15 protein-coding genes are annotated in these 22,843 nt (G+C 70.1%); 5 read left to right on the top strand and 10 right to left on the bottom strand.

Annotated elements, in window-relative coordinates; all coding sequences use genetic code 11:
* Window positions 1-5 precede the first annotated feature (5 nt).
* The 4 genes from AC0J5J_RS09385 to AC0J5J_RS09400 form a co-directional block, all read right to left on the bottom strand.
* Window positions 6-1,274 (bottom strand): baeRF2 domain-containing protein, encoded by a 1,269-nt coding sequence (locus AC0J5J_RS09385; protein WP_134423885.1) that lies wholly within the window; start codon window positions 1,272-1,274, stop codon window positions 6-8.
* Between the two features lie 125 nt (window positions 1,275-1,399).
* Window positions 1,400-1,768: a DUF4440 domain-containing protein gene (locus AC0J5J_RS09390; protein WP_134423884.1), complete on the bottom strand. Its 369-nt coding sequence runs from the start codon at window positions 1,766-1,768 to the stop codon at window positions 1,400-1,402.
* 16 nt (window positions 1,769-1,784) lie between these two features.
* Window positions 1,785-10,190, bottom strand: a complete 8,406-nt coding sequence (locus AC0J5J_RS09395) for an isopeptide-forming domain-containing fimbrial protein (RefSeq protein WP_474897691.1) — start codon at window positions 10,188-10,190, stop codon at window positions 1,785-1,787.
* 176 nt (window positions 10,191-10,366) lie between these two features.
* Window positions 10,367-10,996, bottom strand: a complete 630-nt coding sequence (locus tag AC0J5J_RS09400; protein WP_134423882.1) for a TrmH family RNA methyltransferase — start codon at window positions 10,994-10,996, stop codon at window positions 10,367-10,369.
* A gap of 99 nt (window positions 10,997-11,095) precedes the next feature.
* Here AC0J5J_RS09400 and AC0J5J_RS09405 point away from each other — a divergent pair, with 99 nt between their 5' ends.
* The 4 genes from AC0J5J_RS09405 (at window position 11,096) to AC0J5J_RS09420 (ending at window position 14,681) form a co-directional block, all read left to right on the top strand.
* The gene (locus tag AC0J5J_RS09405; protein WP_134423881.1) at window positions 11,096-11,788 is read left to right on the top strand and encodes a DedA family protein; all 693 of its coding nucleotides are present in this window, start codon (window positions 11,096-11,098) and stop codon (window positions 11,786-11,788) included.
* A gap of 93 nt (window positions 11,789-11,881) precedes the next feature.
* Complete coding sequence (locus tag AC0J5J_RS09410) at window positions 11,882-13,108, top strand: Nramp family divalent metal transporter (RefSeq protein WP_241972661.1); 1,227 nt, start codon at window positions 11,882-11,884, stop codon at window positions 13,106-13,108.
* Window positions 13,109-13,179: 71 nt separating this feature from the next.
* Complete coding sequence (locus tag AC0J5J_RS09415; protein WP_134423879.1) at window positions 13,180-13,824, top strand: metal-dependent transcriptional regulator; 645 nt, start codon at window positions 13,180-13,182, stop codon at window positions 13,822-13,824.
* 56 nt (window positions 13,825-13,880) lie between these two features.
* Window positions 13,881-14,681: an HAD-IIA family hydrolase gene (locus tag AC0J5J_RS09420; protein ID WP_134423878.1), complete on the top strand. Its 801-nt coding sequence runs from the start codon at window positions 13,881-13,883 to the stop codon at window positions 14,679-14,681.
* A 111-nt stretch (window positions 14,682-14,792) separates the two neighbouring features.
* Here the strand turns inward: AC0J5J_RS09420 and AC0J5J_RS09425 are convergent, their stop codons facing one another.
* The 3 genes from AC0J5J_RS09425 to AC0J5J_RS09435 all read right to left on the bottom strand — a co-directional run bounded on the left by AC0J5J_RS09425 (window position 14,793) and on the right by AC0J5J_RS09435 (window position 17,451).
* Window positions 14,793-16,715: a hypothetical protein gene (locus AC0J5J_RS09425; RefSeq protein ID WP_474897692.1), complete on the bottom strand. Its 1,923-nt coding sequence runs from the start codon at window positions 16,713-16,715 to the stop codon at window positions 14,793-14,795.
* A complete protein-coding gene (pyrE, locus tag AC0J5J_RS09430) occupies window positions 16,715-17,263 on the bottom strand; it encodes an orotate phosphoribosyltransferase (protein WP_474897693.1) in 549 nt (182 codons plus the stop codon). Before pyrE ends, AC0J5J_RS09425 begins: the two co-directional genes overlap by 1 nt.
* Window positions 17,264-17,328: 65 nt before the next feature.
* Window positions 17,329-17,451, bottom strand: coding sequence for a hypothetical protein (locus AC0J5J_RS09435; RefSeq protein ID WP_277613086.1), 123 nt, complete (start codon window positions 17,449-17,451; stop codon window positions 17,329-17,331).
* 138 nt (window positions 17,452-17,589) lie between these two features.
* Between AC0J5J_RS09435 and AC0J5J_RS09440 the strand changes: the two genes are divergently transcribed.
* A complete protein-coding gene (locus AC0J5J_RS09440; RefSeq protein ID WP_134423953.1) occupies window positions 17,590-18,513 on the top strand; it encodes a LysR family transcriptional regulator in 924 nt (307 codons plus the stop codon).
* 47 nt (window positions 18,514-18,560) lie between these two features.
* Here the strand turns inward: AC0J5J_RS09440 and AC0J5J_RS09445 are convergent, their stop codons facing one another.
* The 3 genes from AC0J5J_RS09445 to AC0J5J_RS09455 form a co-directional block, all read right to left on the bottom strand.
* Complete coding sequence (locus AC0J5J_RS09445) at window positions 18,561-20,066, bottom strand: CoA-acylating methylmalonate-semialdehyde dehydrogenase (RefSeq protein ID WP_474897694.1); 1,506 nt, start codon at window positions 20,064-20,066, stop codon at window positions 18,561-18,563.
* 317 nt (window positions 20,067-20,383) lie between these two features.
* Complete coding sequence (locus AC0J5J_RS09450) at window positions 20,384-21,709, bottom strand: aspartate aminotransferase family protein (RefSeq protein WP_134423960.1); 1,326 nt, start codon at window positions 21,707-21,709, stop codon at window positions 20,384-20,386.
* A gap of 115 nt (window positions 21,710-21,824) precedes the next feature.
* A complete protein-coding gene (locus tag AC0J5J_RS09455; RefSeq protein WP_134423951.1) occupies window positions 21,825-22,841 on the bottom strand; it encodes a TIGR03842 family LLM class F420-dependent oxidoreductase in 1,017 nt (338 codons plus the stop codon).
* Window positions 22,842-22,843: the final 2 nt, after the last annotated feature.

The raw sequence follows: 22,843 nt of genomic DNA on the forward strand, positions 1-22,843 counted from the left end.
GGGCGCTACCGCTCCGGCCGGTCCGGTCCGCCGTCCGGTGCTCCGTTCGGGGCGCCGGACGTGGCGCGACGACGCGGGAACGTCACCGCGTCGCCGCGGCTGGGGAGACCGGCCAGTTCGGCCTCCGCCGGCGTCGGGGCTTCGGCCGCCACCGGGACGGTCGACCAGCGCAGCAGCGCGGCGGCGCTCACCTCCGCCGGAAGCTCGCCGGGAGACACCACCAGCACCCGCGCATCCGTCAGAATAGCCGCGCGGATCAGTGCGTCGACGGCCGGAACCGAGCCGAGTTCGCCCGCGCCGAGGGCGTCGGCCGAGGTGGCCGCCAGCCACGGGCCGCGGTCCAGGGCGATCAGGGTCTCACCCGGCAGCCGGTCGGGGGCCAGCAGCAGCACGTCGACCTGGCTCTGCTGCAGGGCACGCACCACGGCCGCGAAGTCGATCTCGGAGAGGCCGTTGCCCTTCCCCGTGCCCAACCGCTCGAGAGCGTCGTACTCGTCCTGCGCGAGGATCGCCGCGACGTGCCGGTGCAGGTCTGCCTCGAGTTCCTCCTGGGTGGCCCCGCCCGGGCGGGTGTTCGTGGGCACGACGTGCAACACCTCCCGGCTGGTCGGGGACAGCTGGTCGACCAGGAGCTGGCGCGCGCGAACATCTCCGGTCAGCATCAGCAGTTCGGCCCTGCTGTCACGCACGATCTCGTCGATCGCCGCGGCGATCTGGCCCTCGTTGCGCTTCCACACCTCCTCGGTGTGGTGCTGGTAGCGCCCGTTCGCGAGAAAGTCGTCTTCGGACCCCACCTTGGTGAGAAACTCCGTGTCGCCCTCCACCCGCACCCGGGAAACGGGCTGGGACCGGCTCAGCTGGAACAGGGTGATCTCGCCGCCGTCACGCCCGGCCTCGGCCACCACATAGCTGAAATCACGCGGCCGGTGGATCAGCAGCGGGAGCAGGCTGGGCACGGGGCCGTAGGCAACCAGGAGTTCGCCGAGCGGCTCCCCCGTGAGCACCTCGTTGAGCTCGACCTCGCCCTCCCGCACGACCATCAGCCGACCCATCGGGCCGCCGACCCCGGGCGGCTCTTCAACCAGTTCGATGATGGTGCTCGCGTCGATCTCGGGGGCGCCGGCCTCGGTCAGGGCCTCCCGCAGCGTGCGCTGGCGCAGGGTTGAGGTGCGCCGGGGGTTCCGGGCATCCTGCGTCACGTCCACGTAGACGCTCGACACCGAACCGGGCCGACGGTACAGGTCCGCGAGCCCCTCATTACCGAAATCAGCCATGGCCGGAGTCCCTTCTGTGACAATTTGACGGCCACGGTATCCCCGGGTTCGAGCGTTCACAACCCTCGCGGAACGGCGTCGGGAGAGGACCCGGCAGGGCCCTCTCCCGACTGCCGGAGGTGCTGCTAGAGGGCAGTCTGCTGGTGCGTCGCGACGCACCAGCCGCCGTCGGCGAACACGAAGGTCGTGGCCGCGTTCGCCTCGATCACCTCGTCGCCGCGGTGCGCCAGGAGCCGGTAGACGAGCACTGCGGCGTGATCGTTGAGGCGCACCACGGCCGGGGCGCGCAGCTGATAGCTGGTGACCGCGGGCATCCCCTTGAAGAAGGCGATCGCCTCGTCGCGGGTGACGATTCTGCCCGGCAGGATCAGGAGTCCGTCCCCGGTCATCGTTCGCCGGTAGTAGTCCCCGCCGTGGCCGGCGACAATCGCCTGCCACCCCTCGTGCTCTTCGTGCAGGAGGCGGGCGGGCAGATCGTCAGTGATCGCAGTCATGATCCAACGCTAGCCCCTAACCCCGGCTGCCGTCGCCTCGGCGACGTCCGTAAACCAGCATTCCCGCGCCGAGCAGCAGCACCATCAGGGCCAGGGCCAGCAGCGGAGCGAACCGCGTGACACCGGTGTCGGCGAGCGCCTCCTGCACGGTGGCCGTGTCGGTGGCCGTGGCCGTGGGCGCAGCCGGGTCGGCGAAGAGGCTCCGGGCAACGACGGTGTTCACGACCTGGCTGGAGGCCGCCGCGAGCACCGTGGTGGTCAGTGTCACCGTGCGGGTCGCACCGATCGCCAGTTCGCCGTCGAAAACGCAGGTGACGGCTGCCCGCACGGCGGCACAGGTGACATCCTCACCCTCGCTGCCGACATAGGCCAGACCGGACGGGAGGTCGTCGACGATCGAGAACCCGCCGGGATCGTTCGTCACGCCCACGTTGGTCACCGAGATGAGGTAGTCGAGCTTCTCGCCCGTGGCGGCCTGCCCGACATGCGCCTTGGTGACCTGAAGGGTCACCAGTGGCGTCACCGTCAGCGGGTCCGTCGCGGAGTTGTCGGCCGGGTCGTGGTCAGGGGTGTCGGAGGACACCACGGCCCGGTTGGTCACGAGCGGGTAGGCGCGGGCGTCCACCGTGGCGTTGACGATCAGGGTCGGTGCCGTCGCGGCTGGTGCCAGCTCCCCCGCCAGCGCACAGGTCACCGGGGTGACCCCGGTGTCGGCGTCGGTCGCCCCGGCCGTGCAGGTCCAGGCCGGATCGCTGCCGGCGGCGTCGACCCAGGTGAGCCCCGCGGGCAGGGAGTCGACCACGGTCACGACGACCGCCGTGGACGGACCGGCGTTGGTGACGACGATGGGGAATGCCGTCACTGCGCCGATGGCACCGTCACCCACATGCGACTTGGCGATGGCGAGGTCGGCGAGCCGGGTGAAGGTGACCGGGGCCGAGCTCTCGTTGTTGACGAGGTCGGTTTCGGTGGTCGGCGTCGCGGCGACGGCCGTGTTCGTCAGCGTGACCGGGCCGAGCGCGGGGTCGGTGCCGGTCGTGAGCGTCAGCAGGGTTGCGGTGCCGCCGGCCGCCAGACCCACGGTTCCGTCGCCGAGGGTGCAGGTCACGGTCTGTTCCGCGTCGGCCGCGGCGGCGTCTGCCGCGCAGGTCCAGCCGGGCTCGCTCGTCTGGAACCGGATGCCGACCGGCAGCGTGTCGACCACGGTGACCGGGCCGACGGCGTCGGAGAGGCCGGCGTTCGTCAACCGAAGGTCGAAGTCGACGGCCTCGCCGGCGTTGACCGTGCTCGTGCGCGCCGTCTTGACCAGAACCAGATCGGCGACGGCGTCGACCGTCACGGGAAACGTGTCGGTGTCGGAGTGCGGCTCCGGGCGACTGTCGGTCCAGACGACGGTGGCCGAGTTGGTGGCCACCGTGCCGTCGGACACCGCGGAGGAGACGGTCGCGGTGACGGTGATGACGACGGTGGTCAGCCCGAGGGTGTCCCGGCTGCAGCTCACGGTGGCGAGTGCGCAGGTCCAGCCGTCTCCGGTGATCGCGGTGGCGGTGAAGCCGGCCGGGAGGGTGTCGGAGACGGTGAGGGCGTCCGCGAAGGAGGGGCCGGCGTTGGTCACGGTCAGCGTGTAGCTGATCGAGCCTCCGGCGACGACGGATCGCTTGTCGGACGTGACGGTTTTCACGATGCCGACCTCGGCCAGGGCGGTCACGACCGTCGGGTCGCTCGCCGTGTTCGGGTTGGCGTCGGGCGTCGGTTCGTCGAGGACACCGGTGACCTCGGCGACGTTGGTGAACGTCGCCGCGCCGGCGTCGGCCGGAACGGTGACGGTGACCAGGATCGGCTGCGCCGTGGCGCCGGCGACGAGGATGCCCGTGCTCGTGCAGGTCAGCTCCTGGCCGGCCGGCGGGTCACAGGTCCACTCGGAGCCGCCGTCGGCGGAAACCGGGGTGAGCCCGGCCGGAACGCGGTCGGTCACGACCGTGCCGATCGGGGCATCCGAGGGCCCGTGGTTCTCCACCTCGAGGGTGTAGACCACGTCGGTTCCGGCTGAGACGGGGGCGTCCGGGTGGGACTTGACGATGCCCAGGTCGGAGACCCCGGTGAGGGCGGTGTTCGTGTCGTCGGTGGCGGGATCGGCGTTGTCTGCCGTGACGGTCGCGGCGTTCACGACGTCGCCGAGCAGGCTGCTGGCCACGCGCACCGTCAGGTCGACGGTCTGGGCGGCGGCTGCGCCGGGCTCGAGGGTGCCGGTCAGGGCGCAGCCGACGGTGGAGGGGCCGGTGGACGTCTCGGTGCAGGCCCACGTTCCCGGGCCGGCGGCGGCCGTGTCGACGAAGGTCAACCCGGCCGGGAGCTCGTCGGCGATGGTGACCGTGCGGGCGTCGGCGGTGCCGGTGTTGGTGACGACGAAGCGGTAGGTGGCCTCGGCGCCGGGCACCAGCGCCGCGTCCAGGAGCGTCTTCTCGATCGACAGGGTCGTTCCGGTGCCGACGTCGTCGGTGGTGCGGGACTCGTTGTTGCTCGGATCCGGGTCAGGCGTGGTGCCGGACACGGTCGCCGTGTTGGTCAGGCTGCCGGTGAAGCCCGAGTCGATCAGGGCGGTCACGGTGATGCGGGAGGTGGCACCCAGCGCGAGGTCGGTGTCGGTCGTGCAGCTCACCGGGGTCGCTGCGGTGTCGCAGGTCCAGTCGGTTCCGGTGGCCGAGACCTCGGAGAGTCCGGCCGGCAGGGTGTCGGCGACCTCGATCGGGGCCCGGGAGAGCGAGGGTCCGTCGTTGGTGACGTCGATGGTCCAGGTGGCGACCTGCCCGGCCGTGAAGTCGCCCTGGGACGCCTTCGCGACCCGGAGGTCGGCGCTGGTGCCGACCGCGATGGTCTCGGCGTCGGCGTTGTTGCCGGGGGCCGGGTCGAAGGTGCGGCTGGCGACCGAGGCCGTGTTGGCCACGTCGGTGCCGGATGCGACGTCGGCGGCGACCGCGACGGCCACCGTGATCGGCGGCCAGGCGCTGCCCGATGCCAGGGTTTCAGCACTGTTCAGGCGGTCGCAGGTGAAGGCGCCGGTGGACACATCGGGGACGGTGCAGGACCAGCCGGCGCCGGAGGCGGCGGAGACCGTCAGCCCGGCCGGAAGCGGCTGGGCCGGGGTGTCGGTGACCCGGAAGTTGTGACCGCCGACCACGCCGACCGCGGTGTCCGGCCCCCTGTTGCTCACGGTCAGGGTCCAGGCGTCGACGGTCGTGGCGCCGGCGACGAGCGCGCTGCCGGCGGCCTTGACGATCACCACGTCGGCGGAGTCCAGCTGCGCAGCCGCAGTGGCCGGCGCCCCGGTGTAGGAGGTCGGGCCGGAGCGGCCGGTGGCGCCGGTCGCATCCGTCGTCGACGCGGACAGCGTGTTGGTGTGCAGGATGCCCGCGCCGGCGCCCGGGGTGGTGGTCGCCGCCGCCAGGGCCGGCTGGGCCGAGTAGCGGATGACGATCGTGCCGGTGGGGCCGACGCCCGTGAAGGCCGGCCAGACCAGGGTCTGCACGCCAGAGGCAGTGCTGACCGCCGGGTCGGCAAGGGCAACGGCCGGGGCGCCGTTGACCGACACCGTGCCGGTGCCGGCCAGATACTCCCAGTTGGCGGGGAGGACATCCGTCGCCGTCACGGTGGCGGCGGTTCCGGAGCCCGTGTTCGTCAGGCCCAGGGTCCAGCCGAAGGGGGTGTTCGGGTAGGCGGTGGTGCCGTTGGACGGCGCCTTGGTCAGCACGATACGGGGGAAGTCCGGTGTGACGGAGGCGGTGGCCCGGGGCGGGTTGACCGTGTACTCGCGCTCATCGGGCGTTGCTGCGGGCAGCGACCGGTAGGTGGGGATGGTCACCGTGTTGATGATCGCGCCGGTGCCGAGGGTGCCGGAGGCCGCGAGCGTGGCGTCATAGGTCAGCACCGCGGTGGCATTCTTGGCGATGCTCGCGACGGTCCAGGTGATCGTGCTGCCGGAGCGCACGCCGCCGTTCGAGATGTTCACGATGCTCGCCGGGTCGATGCCGGCCGGGATGGTGTCGACGATGCTCACCGCGTAGGCGTCGCTCGTAGTGGCGGTGTTCGCGTTCCGCGCCGTGACCGTATAGGTGAAGGTCTGGCCGGGTTCCGGCGTGGTGTCGGAGACGGCCTTGGCGATCGAGAGAGACGGTTCGAGAACCGTCACGTCGGCGGTGGCGGATGCCGCGGTGCGCGCGAAGGACGCGTTCGCCGCCGTGGGGTTGGTTCCGTTCAGCACGTTCCAGCCGAGCAACGCGCCGTTCTTCAGGATCACGCCTGCCGCGTTGCTGGGCGCCGAGGTGACGGTACCGGTGAAGGTGACCGTGAGGGTGCGGGTCTCGGCTTTCGCCGTGACGTCGCCGAGCGACCAGCCGATTTTCTGGCCGGAGGCCGTGAGGGGCGCCCCGGCTCCGGGCAGGTCCGCCGCGCAGTCCACGGCGGCGGCGGTGAGGCAGGTCACGGTCGCGGTTCCGGCGGTGAGGCCGACGGGCAGGGTGTCGATGATCGCGGCGTCATAGAAGTTGACGTTCTGCGGCAGGGTGACCGTCACGGTGTAGTCGATCGTGCCGCCGATGGTGGCGGTGGCCGGCAGCACCGTCTTCACGGTCACGGCGCCCTGCACCGTCACGACGGCGGAGGAGGACGCCGTGACGACCCGTTCGATGGCCGGGTCGTTCACCGGGGTGACGCCGGAGCTGTCCAGGGTCGATCCGGTGACGAACGCGGTGTTGGTGTACGTCTCGAGACCGGCGGAGGTCGGCGTCACCCGGGCCTGGAACGTGACAGTGGCTGTCGCGGGGTGCAGGAGGGCACCCGTTCCGGGCAGCGCCCAGGTGATCCGGGTGGTGCCGACGGCGCAGCCGTTTCCGCCCGCGCCGGTTCCGGTGCCGGCCTCGGAGGCGACCGTGGTGCCGGAGGGAGACGTGAGGAACCCGGTCGAGGGGTCGAAGGCCAGGCCCGCGGGCAGGCAGTCCGTGATGACGGAGTCGTAGGCGGCCGGGCGGCCGCTGGTGTTGCCGGCAGTCAGTGTGAAGACCACCAGGTCACCGCCGCGGGCGGTGGGCGTGTCGACGGTCTTGGTCAGGGTCGGCAGAGGCGTCACGACCGTCACGGTTTTCTGGGCGGTGCGGGCAGGCAGCGCGGCGCCGGTCAGGGTGGCCGTGCTGGCGAACGTCGCGGTGTTCCGGAGGCTGCCGGAGGATAATCCGACGCCCACGAGCACGCCGGGCAGGGTCACGGTGAAGACCTGGCCGATCGCGGTCGTGTTGTCGTGTGTCGCCGGGAAGGTCAGCTTGCCCGTGGTCGTGTCCAGCCCGAATCCGGCCGGGAGTGCCCCGCCGTCGAGCGTCGCCGTGGCGGTCGCGCCGGTCGTGGTCAGGCCGGCCGGGAGGGCGTCGGAGAGCACGCCGTTGAAGACCGTGGTGCGGGGCGGGACCGTGACGGAGAAGGTGTAGTCGACGAGTTCACCGGCGACGGCCTGGCTGGCCGCGTTGTTGTTGACGTCGTTGATACGTGTCACGCCGGACTTGCCCGGAACGGCATCAGGAAGACGCACCTGGGCGTTGTCGTTCGCCGGGGCGGCGTTGCCGTCGGTGTCGTGGGAAGGGTTGAGCGAGCCCTTCGGGAAGTAGGTCTGGTCGGTGCCGTTGGTGGTCGGAGTGGTGAACGCGACGACGGATGCCGTGTTGACGAAGACCCGGGACACGCTCACGCCGGCGGGAACCGTCACGGTGTAGGCGAGGTTGGCGAGAACGGCGGCACCGAGCGGCCCGACGATGGTCCACTCGATCACGCTGCGCCCTGTCGGAGTGGCGGAGTTCGCCGGGTAGCCGGCGTCGCCCGGGTTGCGGCAGACCCCGCCCGCGGTGATGGCGGTGACGGTCCAGGTCGCACAGTCGTAGCCGGCTGGGAGCGCGTCCCAGACGGTGACGTTCTCCACGTCGAAGAAGTTCGCGGGGGCGCCGCTCACGTCGACGGAGTAGGTGACGACGTCGCCCTCCTTGACCACGACGTTGTCATTCGGGGCCGCGGGGGCGGCGCCGTTGACCTGGGCGATGCTCTTGGCGAGCACGACCGCCGGTGTCGGGGCGACCCTGTAGTCGACCTGATCGCGCAGGGCGAGCACGCCGCCGCTGGTCGTCTCCTGGCGGTACTTCATCAGGTTGGCGGTGATGTCGACCGCCGCTCCGTCGGTGCGCGAATCGATGATGGCGCTCACGTACAGGGTGAGGGTCGAACCCTTGGGCACGAAGCGGTCGGTGCCGCCTTCGGTGACGCCGAGGTCCCAGGCCGCGGGGAGCGGGTCGGCGACCAGGGGCGTCGCGGACTGGGTGCCGGCGACGGGGGTGACCGCGACGGTGCCGCCGGGGGCGAGGGCATAGGCGTCGTAGCGGGTGCCGACCGGCACGAAGTCGGTGATCTGGGCGTTTCGGGTCTTCGTCGAGGTGGAGAACGTGACGGTGAGTTCGAAGCAGACCCTGTCGCCGACCTGATAGGCCGGCATCACGGGCGGGATCGATTCTTCATCGACGTACTGGGTCGGGTCGGCGGCCGCGCAGTCCACCGGGGTGGCACCGGGGGTCGGGCGCTGCAGCACCTTCTTGCTGATTTCCGGTCCGTCCGAGCCGAGCGCTGCGGAGGAGTCGTCGGTGACCGCCTTGACGGCCAGGTCGCCGGGGGTGAGCCCGGTCGTGGTGCCGGCGATGGTGACCGTGTTGCGGAAGGAGTCCCCGGCCGCGGTGGGCACCCCGGCGCCGGTTCCGGCGCTGGACGTGCCCTGGTAGGTCTCGTTCATGTAGGCGCTGTATTCGATGGTGACGCTGTCGCCATGCGCGATCGCGTCGGGCGCGGGCGTCATGGTGACGGTGAATGTGCCGTCGCTGTTGGCGACGGCGCCGGTCACGGTGGCATTGGTGACGGTGCCGTCACCGGGGCAGCCTGCGCTGCGGGTGAACAGCACGGAGGCCGGCAGGATGGGGCAGAGGCCGTTGGGGATGGTGTCGACGATGGTCATGGCGGTGTCGTCGGTGTACTCGCCGGCGCGCACCAGCAGGGAGAAGTCGGCCGTGTCGCCTGCGCTGAACAGGCCGGGGCCGGACTTGACGATGGACAGGTCCATGGCCTTCACGGTGACGGAGTCGCTGGAGGAGACGGCGGCATCCGCCGGGGTGGCGACCTTGCCGGTGTACGTGCCGGAGGCCGTTGCCGTGTTGGTCAGGGACCGGCCGGCGGCGGCGGCGTCTTCCTGGCGGGTGGATGCCCCGGTGTTGTTGTCGAGGTTCGCACCCTGGAGCAGGGAGGCCGCGGCGGGGGTGCCGGCCGGCCAGGCGAGGGTGTTGGCGCGGAGCGGGATCCCGGCGGCATAGCTGATGGTGCGGGTGGAGCCGGCGGCGAGCACGCCGAGGTTCCAGGTGACCCTGGTGAAGACCTGGCCGGCGAAACCGGGCCGGTCGTTCACGGTCTCGATGCTGACCGGGGCCTGGCAGGCGGCCAGCTCGTCGCCGGTGAGGGTGGCGCGCACGGGCCCGGAGCCCGGGTATTCCTCGGCGGCGCTGTTGTCGGCCAGACCGCAGCCGAGGAACTCGAGTCCGGCGGGCAGGTAGTCGACGAGGACGACGCCGGTGGTGGGGGCGACACCGGTATTGCGGGTCGCGATCGAGTAGACCCGGGCTTCGGTGTGAACGCCGCGCATGAGCTCATGCTCGGGGCTCGGTTCCGACTTGGTCACCTCGATCGCGGTGACCTTGGTGGCGGCCGGGCTGACGGCATCCGAGGCGGCGAAAGTGCCGGGCACGACGACGCCGGTGTCCGTGGCGAACTTGGCGAGCAGACGCGGGTTGGTCTGCGCATAGACGGCGGCGTTGCCGGGGATCGGCGCCCCGACCGGGTAGACGTCGGCATCCGGCCGGATCTTGAAGGTGAATCCGGGGGTGGTGCCGCGCGGGAGATCAGCGAGGTTCGTCCAGATCAGCACCTGGTGGGTGACGGCGGGCGGCCCGGCCGAGTCGGTGATCACCACGATGGTGGGGTCAGGCAGGGCCGGCACGGTGTCGCTCGCCGCACTGCCGGCGACGTAGCTCACCCCGGTCGGGAGCTCATAGCGGAAGGCCAGGTTGTAATAGTCGGCGGTGGAACCGCTCGGGCCGCTGGCGGTGAGCGTCACGGTCGCGTCCTCGCCGGCGAGGATGGTGCCGGACGAGTCGGCGGACAGCGTGATCAGGGCATCGGCGTTGGCCGGGGCGACGGCGCCGAGGGTCAGGCCGACGGCGACGAGCAGGGCGGCCAGGCCGCCGGCGGTGATGCGGATGTGCGCGCGGACTGGTGCGAGGAATCCCGTTGCGAACAGGGTGAGGGGCTTTTCACGAACGGTACGGCTACTGGTGCGGGCGCGGTGCTGTGGCACGGTGGGGCTCCTGGGGCATGCGGCATCGGACAATACGATGCAGTAGCCCCTCGTCCCATGGCGTCATGTCCCGAGAATTTGCCCCCCGGACAAACATCTACTGAGAATGTATCGGTTCCCCGATCCGGGTGGCAGCCCCGGGGTGCCCCCATTTCTGGGGGCGGCAGCGGCGGACCTCAGAACCGGTGCTGCAACACCCAGTTGTGCATGGTGACGGCCGCGGCGGCCGAGGCGTTGAGCGAGCGGGTGGAGCCGAACTGGCTGATCTCCACGACGGCATCCGCTGCCTCGATCGCCTCGGGCGAGAGGCCCGGCCCCTCCTGCCCGAACAGGAGCACGCAGCGCTCGGGAAAGCGAAAAGTTTCGATGATCACGCTGCCCGGCACGTTGTCGATGGCGATGATCGGCAGGGTCTCGGCCGCGGCCCACTCGACGAAAGTCGCGACATCCGGGTGGTGCAAAACGTGCTGGTAGCGGTCGGTGACCATGGCGCCGCGCTTGTTCCAGCGCTTGCGCCCGATGATGTGCACCGTGTCGGCGGCGAACGCGTTGGCGCTGCGCACGATCGAGCCGATGTTCATGTCGTGCTGCCAGTTCTCGATGGCGACATGGAACGGATGCCGCTTCTCGTCGAGGTCGGCGACGATCGCCGCCATGGTCCAGTACCGGTAGCGGTCGATCACGTTGCGGGTGTCGCCGCGCTCGAGCAGTTCCCGGTCGTAGAAGGACTCCTCGGGCCACTCGCCGGCCCAGGGTCCGACGCCGTGGGTGGACAGTTCGGGCGTGGGGTTCAGCGGCTCTTGCACTGATCCACCGTATCCCGCCGGGCTCCGCCACGGCGCCGTCGGCTATTCTGTCCTGCAGGGTTTGCGTTACGCCGGCTCGTCCCCGACTGAAGGAATACATTGCATCCCACACTTTTCGGCCTCGACTTTCTCGACTCCGAGTGGCTGATCGGCTGGTTCGGGTCGTTCGTGCTCCTCGGCGTGGCCACGATCGTGTTCGTCGAGACCGGCTTCATCGTGCTGTCGTTCCTGCCGGGCGACTCCCTCCTCTTCACCGTGGGGCTGCTCACCGCCACCGGAGATGTGCCGTTCCCGATCTGGGTGACCTGCCTGGTCATCTTCATCGCCGCGTTCTCCGGTGACCAGCTGGCCTACTACATCGGCCGGAAGGCCGGCCCGGCCGTCTTCGCCCGCGAGCAGAACCGCCTGTTCAACCCGAAGAACGTGGAACGCACCAATGCCTTCTTCGCCAAGCACGGCGGCAAGGCCGTCATCATCGCCCGTTTCCTGCCCGTGTTCCGCGCCTTCGTACCGGTCGCCGCCGGCGTCGGGCGCATGCACTACCGCACCTTCGTGCTCTTCAACCTGATCGGCGCCTTCGCCTGGGGCGTCGGCCTCACCCTGATGGGCTACCTGCTCGGACAGATCGAGTTCGTGGCGAAGTACTCCGAGTACTTCATCATCGGCATCGTGCTGCTCTCGGGCGTGCCCATCCTGTCCGAGCTCTACAAAGCCGGCCGCGAGCAGCTGCGCACCCGCGGCAAGTCCCCCGTGCCCGTCGCCACGATTCCCGAGGACCTCCGCGACGAGTAACCGCCGGGTGATCTTTCGGCCCACCTAAATCTCCCCTATTCTTTCGGTGTGGCTAAAAACGACGTACGCACGGATGCGAGGGGTCCGGCCCCGGTGACGACCACCGTGGCATCCACTCGCCTGCTCTGGTTGCTCGGCCCTGCCCTCGTGGCGGGGGTGGCCTACCTCGACCCCGGCAACGTCGCCAGCAATATGACGGCGGGCGCCCGCTACGGCTACCTGCTCGTCTGGGTGGTCGTGGCCGGCAACGTGATGGCCTGGCTGATCCAGTACCTGTCGGCCAAGCTCGGCATCGTGACCGGCACGAGCCTGCCGGAGATCCTCGGGGTGCGGATGCGGCGGCCGCTGGCCCGGCGCCTCTACTGGGTGCAGGCGGAGCTGGTGGCCATGGCCACCGACCTGGCCGAGATCATCGGCGGCGCGGTCGCGCTGAATCTGCTCTTCGGTCTCCCCCTGCTCGCCGGCGGCGTGATCACCGGCGTCATCTCGATGATCGTGCTCACGGTGCAGACCCGCCGCGGCCCGCGCACATTCGAGCGCGTCATCGTGGCGCTGCTGCTGATCATCACGGTGGGCTTCATGGCCGGCGTGTTCTTCGCGCCGCCGGACGCCGGCAGCGTCGTCGCCGGCCTCGTGCCGCGGTTCGAGGGCGCGAACTCGGTGCTCCTGGCCGCGTCCATCCTCGGCGCCACGATCATGCCGCACGCCATCTACGCGCACTCCGCGCTCACCCGGGACCGGTTCCCCCTGATGACGGATGCGGCGGCGACCCGCCGGCTGCTCTGGGCCACCAAATGGGACGTCACGATCGCCATGGTGATCGCCGGAACGGTGAACCTGTCGATCCTGCTGCTCGCGGCATCCGCTCTGCAGGGCGTCGCGGGAACCGACACGCTCGAAGGTGCCCACGCGGCCCTGGAGGCGACCCTCGGGCCCGTGATCGCGACGGTGTTCGCGGTCGGGCTGCTCGCCTCCGGGCTGGCGTCGACCTCGGTCGGGGCGTACGCGGGCGCGGAGATCATGCACGGCCTGCTGCGCGTGCGGGTGCCGCTGCTCGTGCGGCGCGTCGTGACGCTCATCCCGGCGCTGCTGATCCTCGGCGTGGGTTTCGACCCGACCGAGGCCCTGGTGCTCAGTCAGGTGGTGCTGTCGTTCGGCATCCCGTTCGCGCTGATCCCCCTGGTCTGGCTCACCCGGCAGCGCGGCGTGCTCGGCGAGCACGCCAACCGCTGGTTCACGACGCTGGCCGGAGCGATTTTCGCGCTGCTGCTGGTGGCCCTGAACGTGGTGCTGCTCGTGCTCGTGTTCACCGGGGCGTGACGGGTCGTGCCGAGTTGGCTCCGGGTCGTGCCGGCTTGCTCCGTGCGGGCGCCCGCTAGCCTGAAGGCGTCATGAAACTCACCACGCCCGCGGCCGAGGACTACCTCAAGACCATCTATGCGCACACCGAGTGGCAGCCGCAGCCGATCACGCCCTCGGCACTGGCCGCACGGCTCGGGGTGGCGCCGTCATCCGTCACCGAGATGGTGAAGAAACTCGCGGCCGGCGGCCTGATCGAGCATGTGCCGTACGGGCCGCTCACCCTGACTCCGGCCGGTTTCCTGCGCGCGACGGCCGTGGTGCGCCGGCACCGGTTGATCGAGACCTGGCTGGTGCGGGAGATGGGCTACCACTGGCACGAGGTGCACGACGAGGCCGAGATCCTCGAGCACTCCATCTCCGACCGGCTGCTGGCGGCGATCGAGGACCGGCTCGGGCATCCGTCGGCGGACCCGCACGGCGACCCGATCCCGGCCGCAGACGGCACCCTGATCCGGCCCGACGCCGTGCTGCTGGCGGATGCGGCTGTCGGCCATGTCGGGGAGGTGGTGCGCATCAGCGATCGCGACCCGGCGATCCTGCGCGATCTCGCCGCGGATCTGGTCGGCCCCGGCACGCGGCTCACGGTGCTGGAACCCGGCGCCGTTCGCCTGCCGGACGGGGACATCCGTCGGCTGTCGACCGCTGCGGCCCGGTCGATCTGGCTCACCGCGTAACCGTCCGGAAACCTTGCGCCGCTAGGCTTGGTGGTGAACAAAAGGAGTACCACCACATGACACGTCGCGACGAGATCGAATGCTGGCTCACCGACATGGATGGTGTGCTGGTGCACGAGAACAGCCCGCTCCCGGGCGCCGCGGAGCTGTTGCAGCAGTGGAGTGACACCGGCACCCCGTTCCTGGTGCTCACCAATAACTCGATCTTCACCCCGCGGGACCTCAGCGCGCGCCTGCGCGCCTCGGGCCTGAACGTGCCGGAGGACCGCATCTGGACCTCCGCGCTGGCGACCGCCGACTTCCTGCGTTCTCAAGCGCCGGGCGGCACCGCCTTCGTGATCGGCGAGGTCGGGCTCACGACCGCCCTGCACGAGGCCGGTTTCATCATGACCGAGACCAACCCCGATTACGTGGTGGTCGGAGAAACCCGCAACTATTCGTTCGAGGCCATCACCAAGGCCATCCGTCTGCTGTTGAACGGCGCCCGCTTCATTTCAACCAACCCGGATGCGACCGGCCCCAGCGCGGACGGCCCGCTGCCGGCCACGGGCGCCATCGCCGCCCTCATCACCAAGGCCACCGGCATGGAGCCCTACGTGGTGGGCAAGCCGAATCCGATGATGTTCCGCTCGGCGATGAACAAGATCGGCGCGCACTCGGAGAACACGGCCATGATCGGCGACCGGATGGACACCGACATCATCGCCGGGATCGAAGCCGGGCTGCACACCATCCTGGTGATGACCGGCATCAGCGACGAGGCCGAAGTGAGCCGCTACCCGTTCCGCCCCGACGAGATCCTCTCCGGCGTGCATGAGCTCGTCGCCCAGGAGCCGATCGAGTCCGACGCGATCTAGCGTCTGACTGTTGCCCAAGCGGACAACTGTCGCTGTTGTGCGGGCAACACTTGTCCGCTCCGGCGACAGTTGTCGCGCCCGTGATCGCGGGGCGACGGATGCGCGGGGAGCCTAGGCGGCCGGCCCGGCGCCCGCGACGGTCGCCGTGAGCGGCTCGCCGGAAGCCAGGCTGACGAAGCAGTAGTAGTAGCGGGCGCCATCGGTCCACTGCTCTTCGGTCACCGGGTAGCTGCCCTGAACCTGCAGGTCGGAGTACGCCGCGGCGGCGGCCGGATCGATCACGCCGGGCGCGCTGCAGAGTGCGTTGATCTGACCGGCCAGCTCCGCCTCGCCCGGGAACGCGGTGGCGGCATCGCCGGCGAAGACTCCGCGGTAGACGAGCTGCGCCGCGTGCGGGGTGGCACAGTCGGCGACCGTGAACTTCTCCTCCCACGGGCTCACGTAGGGCTGCAGGCACTCGCCGCCGAACAGGGTGTCCCACGCGTGTTCGCCGGCCGGCTGGGGACCGGTGGCCTCGACCGGGGCCGGCGGTGCTTCAGTCGGGGTGGCACTCGGGGTGGGGGTAGCGCTGGAGGTGCCCACCGCGACCGGAGCGGGATCGCCCCCGCCGACCAGGCTCTGCCCGAGGAAGAAGAGCGCCGCGAGCACGACCACGAGCGCGAGACCGCCCGCGATCCAGGCGACAAGGCGACGACCAGCAGGACGACCACCGCCGGGCGGGCGTCCGGACGACCCGGGGCGGTCAGCGCCGGGAGCGGTGGGCGGGATCCGGGTTGAGGAGGCGGGTTTGGTGCCGCCCGCGGGCCGAGGGCCCGGAGTCGCGGCAGCGGGCCGTGGGGCCGGCATAGCGGCAGCGGGCCGCGGGGCGGCGGATGCAGCGGGCCGCGGGGCGGCGGCCGGCTGCGGGGAAACGGATACCGCCGGGACCGCGACCCGCGCGGAATCGGCTGCCGGAGACCCGGCCGAGCCCGCTCCGGGGTCGGCTCCGGAGCCGTCACCACCGGCAGCGGCAGAACCCGAGGCGTCGGTCACGACTGCGCCGGCAACCGTTTCCGACGCCGCGGCAGCCTGGATCGCCGAGGAAGGTGCCGGGGTCGCCGAAGACGGCACGGGGGTCACCGCGGACGGTGCCGGGCTCGTCGCGGCAGCGCCAGGGGCAGCGGCCGCGGGAAGAGCGGACAGCGCCACGGTCTCAGCGGCAGACATGGTGGCCGCCAGACGCGCGCGCAGACGCCCGCGGGCAGACAGGGGCGCTGGAAGCGGGGCCGGAAGCGGGGCGGAAGCCGGCGGCGTGCGGCCGGCCAGACGGTCGGCGGCGGCGATCTCCTCGGCCGTCAGCACGAGAGGCGACTGCGTCAGAGTGGCCCACCAGGGTGCCGGCTCGAGGGCGGCATCCGTCGAACGGATGCCCCCGAGCGGCTCGTCCGCACCGGCGCCGGCCGGCACCTCCCGGGGCGTGGGAGCGGGAGCGGGAGCAGGCTCGACAGCAGGGGCGGCTGTGTCGCCGGACGCCGTGAGCGCCGGGGCCGGCGCGGGCTGCACACCGGCGGGCGTCAGGTCGGCAGCCGACGTGGCATCCGTTTCGTCCACGGCAACCGGCCGGACCGGGCGCGCCGGGAAGATCGCGGGCGTGACGACGAACAGGGCAGCGGTCGTCGTGGGCACCGCGCCCGTCGACGCAGAAGAAGCAGAGGACGCAGAGGCAGTGCCGGCGCCGGCTTCAGACGCACCCGGATGGGGAGCGGCAGCCGATGCGGCAGCCGACGCGGTTGCAGACACCGCCGCGGCCCGGGCCGCAGCGGCCCTGGCGAGACGTGGGTCGGGCTGGGTGGTGGGCTTCAGCCCCCAGAGGAAGACGCCGGTGTGCGTCGACGGTTCGACGACGGGTTCCGGCGGAACGATGCGCGAGGTTTTCGGCCACCGCGGCGACTGGCGGGGCGAGTACTCGTCCGGCAGGGCCGGGCGTGCGCCGTCGCCGAGCTGCGATGCCAGCCAGGCCATCCCATCTTCGCCGGGCACCTCGTCCTTGGGCACTAGTTCAGCCCCAGGTCCTCAAGGCCGATGGCGGCGAAGTAGGGGTAGCCGGCGGCTTCGATGACTTCGCGGGCACCGGTGTTGCGGTCGACGACGACGGCGACGCCGGCGATGACGGCACCCACCTTGAGGAGCGCGTCAATGGCCGCCAGCGGGGATCCGCCCGTCGTGGACGTGTCTTCCAGCACGATGACGCGCTTGCCTGCCAGGTCAGGCCCTTCGACCTGCTTGCCACGACCGTGGTCCTTGGGCTCCTTGCGCACGACGAAGGCGTCGTACGCGGCACCGCGCGCCACACCCTGGTGGAGGATGGCCGCGGCGACGGGGTCGGCGCCCATGGTCATGCCGCCGACCGCCGCGACATCCGGGATATCGGCGATCAGGTCGAGCATGACCTGGCCGATCAACGGGGCGACGCGGTGGTCGAGGCTGACCTTGCGAAGGTCGACGTAGTACGTCGCCTTCTTGCCGCTGGTCAGGGTGAAATCCCCGTGGAAAACGGCTTCGGCCGCGATGTGGGCGATGAGCTGCTGGCGTGTATCCGTCACGGGATCAACTTTAGGCCATCGACCGGCGCGGAACTTGAAGCAGGCGAGTCTCGAGCTGAGGTGTTCTAGAAGATGCGAACGAGCTTGCGTTCGGGGACGCGACGGAATCCGTCTTTGTGCACGTCGACCACGACGGCAACGATGGAGGCGATCACAATGAGAACGAGAACGGCGAGGAGAACAAACACGGTCGTACCTTTCGGGAAATGGAGGGTTGATGTCGGGGAGACGGAGGCACCATTGCACGAGTTCGACGTATTCATTCCACCATCTTTGACTTTGCAGCACAATCGCATAGTTCTGCACGAAGTGTGTAGCGTTACTACATGGATGTCCAACGACTCGAACTCCTCCGCGAACTGGCCGAACGCCACAGCATCACCGAGGTCGCCCGCGCGACGCACCGCACGCCATCCGCTGTCTCGCAGCAGCTGAAGGTGCTCGAGCGCGAGGCCGGCCTGCCTCTGACCGAGCGCAGCGGACGCGGCCTGATCCTGACGGATGCCGGCCGCGCTCTGGCCCGCAGCGCAACGGATGTCGCGGTCGCCCTCGCCCGCGCCCGCGCGGTCTGGGACGAATTCCGCAACGACGCGACCGGCGTGGTCAGCCTGGTCACGTTTCCGACCGCGGGCGAAATGCTGCTGCCGGGAGCCCTGAAACACCTCGCCGAGGTGCCCGGACTCGCCGTCAACTGCACCGACAAAGACCCGGAGCTGAGCGACTTCCCCGCGCTCACCGCGGAGTACGACATCGTGCTCGCCTACAGCCTGCGCGGACAGCTCCCCTGGGGCGGCCGCGGCCTCACGGTCGTTCCGCTGATGACCGAGCCGCTGGACGTGGGACTGCCGGCCGACCACCGGCTGGCCTCCCGGTCGTGGATCACCCCCGCGGACGTGATCGGCGAGACCTGGATCGGCGCGCCGGCCGGCTACCCGTTCGAGCGCATCCTGCACCAGATCGAGCAGACGGCCGGCAGCCAGATCACCGTCGCCCAGCAGTTCGCGGACCTGCGGGTGATCGAGGCGTTCGTGGTGGCGGGCCTCGGCATCGCCCTGGTTCCCCGCTACACCTGGGGTGGCGACCAGCCGGGCAAGCTGCTGCTCAAGCCGCTGCGCGGCGTGGACGCCGAGCGGCAGATCGTGGCGCTGATGCGCCCCGACCGGGCTGAGCGCCTGGCCGTGCGCACGGTCCTGGAGGTGCTGCGCACCGAGGCCGCCCGCGTGCAGGCCCAGCACGCCCTCATCACCTAGCTCCTCCTTTCTTCCCTCTCGGGGCCGCGGACGTGCTCGAACCGGAGCTAGGCGTTCTGCGGGAAGCCCAGGTTGATGCCGCCGTGGCTGGGGTCCAGCCACCGGCTCGTGATTGCCTTCTCCCGGGTGTAGAAGGCGATCCCGGCCGGGCCGTAGGCCTTGGCGTCGCCGAACAGGGAGTCCTTCCAGCCGCCGAAGGAGTGGTAGGCCACCGGGACGGGGATCGGCACGTTGATGCCGATCATGCCCACCTGCACCTCGTTCTGGAACCTTCGGGCGGCCCCGCCGTCGTTGGTGAAGATGGCCGTTCCGTTGCCGTAGCGGCTCTTGTTGATCAGCGCGAGCCCCTCGGCGTAGCTGGCGACCCGCACGATGGAGAGCACCGGGCCGAAGATCTCGTCGAGGTAGACGTCCGAATCCATGCCGACCCGGTCGAAGAGGGTCGGACCGAGCCAGAAGCCGTTCGCGTCGCCGTCCACCTCGATGCCGCGGCCGTCCACGACGACCTCGGCGCCGTCGGAGTGGGCCAGGTCGATGTAGGACGCCACCTTGTCGCGGTGCACCTTCGTGATCAACGGCCCCATGTCGCATCCGCGCATGCCGTCGCCCACCCGGAGGCCCGTGAGGCGCTCGGTGATCTTGGCGACCAGCTCGTCGGCGACCGGTTCCACGGCCACCACCACGCTGATCGCCATGCAACGCTCCCCCGCCGAGCCGAAACCGGCGTTGACCGCGGCATCCGCGGCCAGGTCCAGGTCGGCGTCGGGTAGCACGAGCATGTGATTCTTCGCCCCGCCGAGGGCCTGCACGCGCTTGCCGTTACGGGCGGCCGTCTCGTAGATGTACTTCGCGATCGGCGTGGAGCCGACGAACGAGATCGCCTGCACGTCGGGGTGCACGAGCAGGGCGTCGACGGCTTCCTTGTCGCCGTGCACGACGTTGAGCACACCGGCGGGCAGGCCCGCCTCGGTCATCAGTGCGGCCATCCAGTTCGACGCGGACGGGTCCTTCTCGCTCGGCTTGAGCACGACCGTGTTGCCGGCCGCGATGGCGATCGGGAAGAACCAGAGCGGCACCATGGCGGGGAAGTTGAACGGGCTGATGATGCCCACCACGCCGAGCGGCTGGCGCAGCGTGTAGACGTCGACGCCCGTGGACACGTTCTCGGAGTACTCGCCCTTGCTCAGGTGCGGCATGCCGAGCGCGAACTCGACGACCTCGAGGCCGCGCGCGATCTCGCCGAGCGCGTCGGAGGTCACCTTGCCGTGTTCGGCGGTGAGGATGTCGGCCAGCTCGCCCTTGCGCGCGTTCAGCAGCTCGCGGAAGTTGAACATGACCCCCTGGCGCTTCGCCTGGGAGCTGTCGCGCCAGAGCGGGTAGGCGGCCTGCGCGGAGGCGACCGCGGTGTCGACGTCGGTGCTGTCGGCGAGGAGCACATTCTTCGCGACGGTCCCGAGGGCAGGGTTGAAGACGGGCGCGGTGCGGGTCGAGACGCCGAGGGCGGGAGCCCCGTCGATCCAGTGGGTGATTGCGGGCAGTTCGGTCATGGTCATTGGTCTCTCTTCATTCTCGTCATCGAGTTGCGGTGAGGTGCGGTGATCGCGCCCGTCGAGATCCGGCCTCGACGAGCGGTTTCGACAAGCTCAACCTCCGGAAGTGCGGTGATCGAGCCCGTCGAGATCCGGCCTCGACGAGCGGTTTCGACAAGCTCAACCTCCGGCGGCCCGGTGATCGAGCCTGTCGAGATCCGGCCTCGACGAGCGGTTTCGACAAGCTCAACCTCCGGAAATGCGGTGATCGAGCCCGTCGAGATCCGGCCTCGACGAGCGGTTTCGACAAGCTCAACCTCCGGCGGAAGGGGGTGGGGCGGTCAGTCGAGCAGGTCGAGGCTGAGCACCTCGTCGTAGATCGCGAGCGCCTCGGCGACCTCGGCGTCGGTGACGACGCACGGCGGCACCACGTGGATCCGGTTCTCGGCCAGGAACGGCAGCAGGTTGCGGGCCAGCAGTTCCGACTTGATCCGGCCCATCACGGCGCCGCTGAGCGGCTGGCGGGTCTCCCGGTCGGCGACGAGTTCCAGCGCCCAGAACACGCCGAGCCCGCGCACCTCGCCGATGACCTTGTGCTTGGCCTGCAGCTCGGCGAGCCCCGGCGCGAGCACGTCGCGCCCGATCCGGGCGGCGTTCTCCACGATGCCCTCGGTCTCCATGGCGTCGAGGGCGGCCACGATCGACGCCATCGCCAGCGGATGCCCGCTGTAGGTGAGTCCGCCGGGATAGACCGTGGTGTCGAAGTCGTGCGCGATGGAGTCGGAGATGATCACCCCGCCGGTGGGGACGTAGCCGGAGTTGACGCCCTTCGCGAAGGTGATCAGGTCGGGCACCACGTCGAAGCCGTCGAACGCGAACCAGGTGCCGGTGCGGCCGAAGCCGGCCATCACCTCGTCGAGGATCAGCATGATGTCGTAGCGGTCGCACAGGGCGCGCACGCCTTCGAGGTAGCCGGGCGGCGGCACGAGCACGCCGGCGGTGCCGGGGATGGATTCCAGCAGTACGGCCGCGATGCCCGCGGGACCCTCGCTCTGGATCACGCGCTCGAGGTGGCGCAGGGCGCGCTCCGACTCCTGCTCGGGGCTGGTCGCCCAGAACTCGCTGCGGTAGAGCCACGGGCCGAAGAAGTGAACGTGCCCGCGGGCGAACTCGTTCGGGATGCGACGCCAGTCGCCGGTGGCGACGATGGCCGCGCCCGTGTTGCCGTGGTACGAGCGGTAGGTGGAGAGCACCTTGTCGCGGCCCGTGTGCAGGCGCGCCATCCGGATCGCGTTCTCGATCGCATCCGCCCCACCGTTGGTGAAGAAGACCTTGTTGAAGCCCTCCGGCGCCCGTTCGACGATGCGCCTGGCGGCCTCGCCGCGGGAGAGCGTCGCCGTGGAGGGTGCGACGGTGGCGAGCAGGCCGGCCTGCTCGATGATGGCCGCGGTGACGGCCGGATGCTGGTGGCCGATGTTCACATTGACGAGCTGGCTGGAGAAGTCCAGGTAGCTGCGCCCGTCATAATCCCAGACCCGGGAACCCTGCCCGCCGGCGATCACCAGCGGCTTCAGGGAACCCTGGGCCGACCAGGAGTGGAAGACGTGTGCCCGGTCGAGGTCGTAGGCGAGCTCGTTACGGCTCGCCGTGGCGCTTGATGGTGTGATGTCATTCACGGATATCGAGTTCTTTCTCTCTGCGTTGAGATGGTGAGGTCGTGGATCATCCTCTCTCAGTGTGACCTCAATCGGCTCGAAGTCTGCCCTATTCGGGCAGACCCCGTCATGTCTTCGCGACGATGGTGTCGGCCATCGCCGGGATCACGGTCTCCCCGTAGACGCGCATCGTCTCTTCTTTGTTGTCGTGCTGCAGGTAGCCGGCGAACTGGTCGACGCCGATGGCGCGCAGGGCCTCGAGCTTCTCGATGTGGTCCTTCGCGGGGCCGAGCAGGCAGAACCGGTCGATGATCTCGTCGGGCACGAAGTCCGCGTGTACATTGCCGGCCCGGCCGTGCTGGTTGTAGTCGTAGTCCTGCCGGCCGGTGATGTAGTCGGTCAGCGCCTTCGGCACCTTCGATTCGGTGCCGTACTTGGCGACGATGTCGGCCACGTGGTTGCCGACCATGCCGCCGAACCAGCGGCACTGGTTGCGCATATGGCCCCAGTTATCGCCGATGTACATCGGCGCAGCCACGCAGAACTTGATCGACAACGGGTCGCGGCCGACATTCGCCGCCGCCTCCCGCACGGTCTGGATCATCCACGCGGCCACGTCGAGGTCGGCCATCTGCAGGATGAAGCCGTCGCCGACCTCGCCCGCCAGTTTCAGGGCCAGCGGACCGTAGGCGGCCACCCACACGTCGAGGGTCGACCCGCGGCTCCATGGGAATTGCAGGGTCGCACCGTTGTACTCGACCGACCGGGAGTTGGCGAGTTCACGGATGACGTGCACCGACTCGCGCAGCGTCTTCAGGGTGGTGGGCGCCCCGTTGATCACGCGCACCGCCGAGTCGCCGCGGCCGATGCCGCAGATGGTGCGGTTGCCGTACATCTCGTTCAGGGTCGCGTAGGTCGACGCCGTCACCGTCCAGTCGCGGGTGCCGGGGTTGGTGACCATGGGACCGACGATGATCGTGTTCGTCTCCGCGAGGATGCGGCTGTAGATGACGTAGGGCTCCTGCCAGAGCAGGTGCGAGTCGAACGTCCAGACGTGGCTGAAGCCGTGCGCCTCGGCCAGCTTGGCCAGTTGCACCGTGCGGGCGGCCGGCGGGTTGGTCTGCAGTACTGCTCCGAAATCCATCT

This window comes from Cryobacterium sp. TS_SC_7, from assembly GCF_056156285.1.

Coding starts and splice junctions, on each gene's coding strand:
- AC0J5J_RS09445 (WP_474897694.1), bottom strand. CDS start 20,066: ATGACCATGACCGAACTGCCCGCAATCACCCACTGGATCGACGGGGCT.
- AC0J5J_RS09415 (WP_134423879.1), top strand. CDS start 13,180: ATGAAACTCACCACGCCCGCGGCCGAGGACTACCTCAAGACCATCTAT.
- AC0J5J_RS09440 (WP_134423953.1), top strand. CDS start 17,590: ATGGATGTCCAACGACTCGAACTCCTCCGCGAACTGGCCGAACGCCAC.
- AC0J5J_RS09390 (WP_134423884.1), bottom strand. CDS start 1,768: ATGACTGCGATCACTGACGATCTGCCCGCCCGCCTCCTGCACGAAGAG.
- AC0J5J_RS09420 (WP_134423878.1), top strand. CDS start 13,881: ATGACACGTCGCGACGAGATCGAATGCTGGCTCACCGACATGGATGGT.
- AC0J5J_RS09385 (WP_134423885.1), bottom strand. CDS start 1,274: ATGGCTGATTTCGGTAATGAGGGGCTCGCGGACCTGTACCGTCGGCCC.
- AC0J5J_RS09455 (WP_134423951.1), bottom strand. CDS start 22,841: ATGGATTTCGGAGCAGTACTGCAGACCAACCCGCCGGCCGCCCGCACG.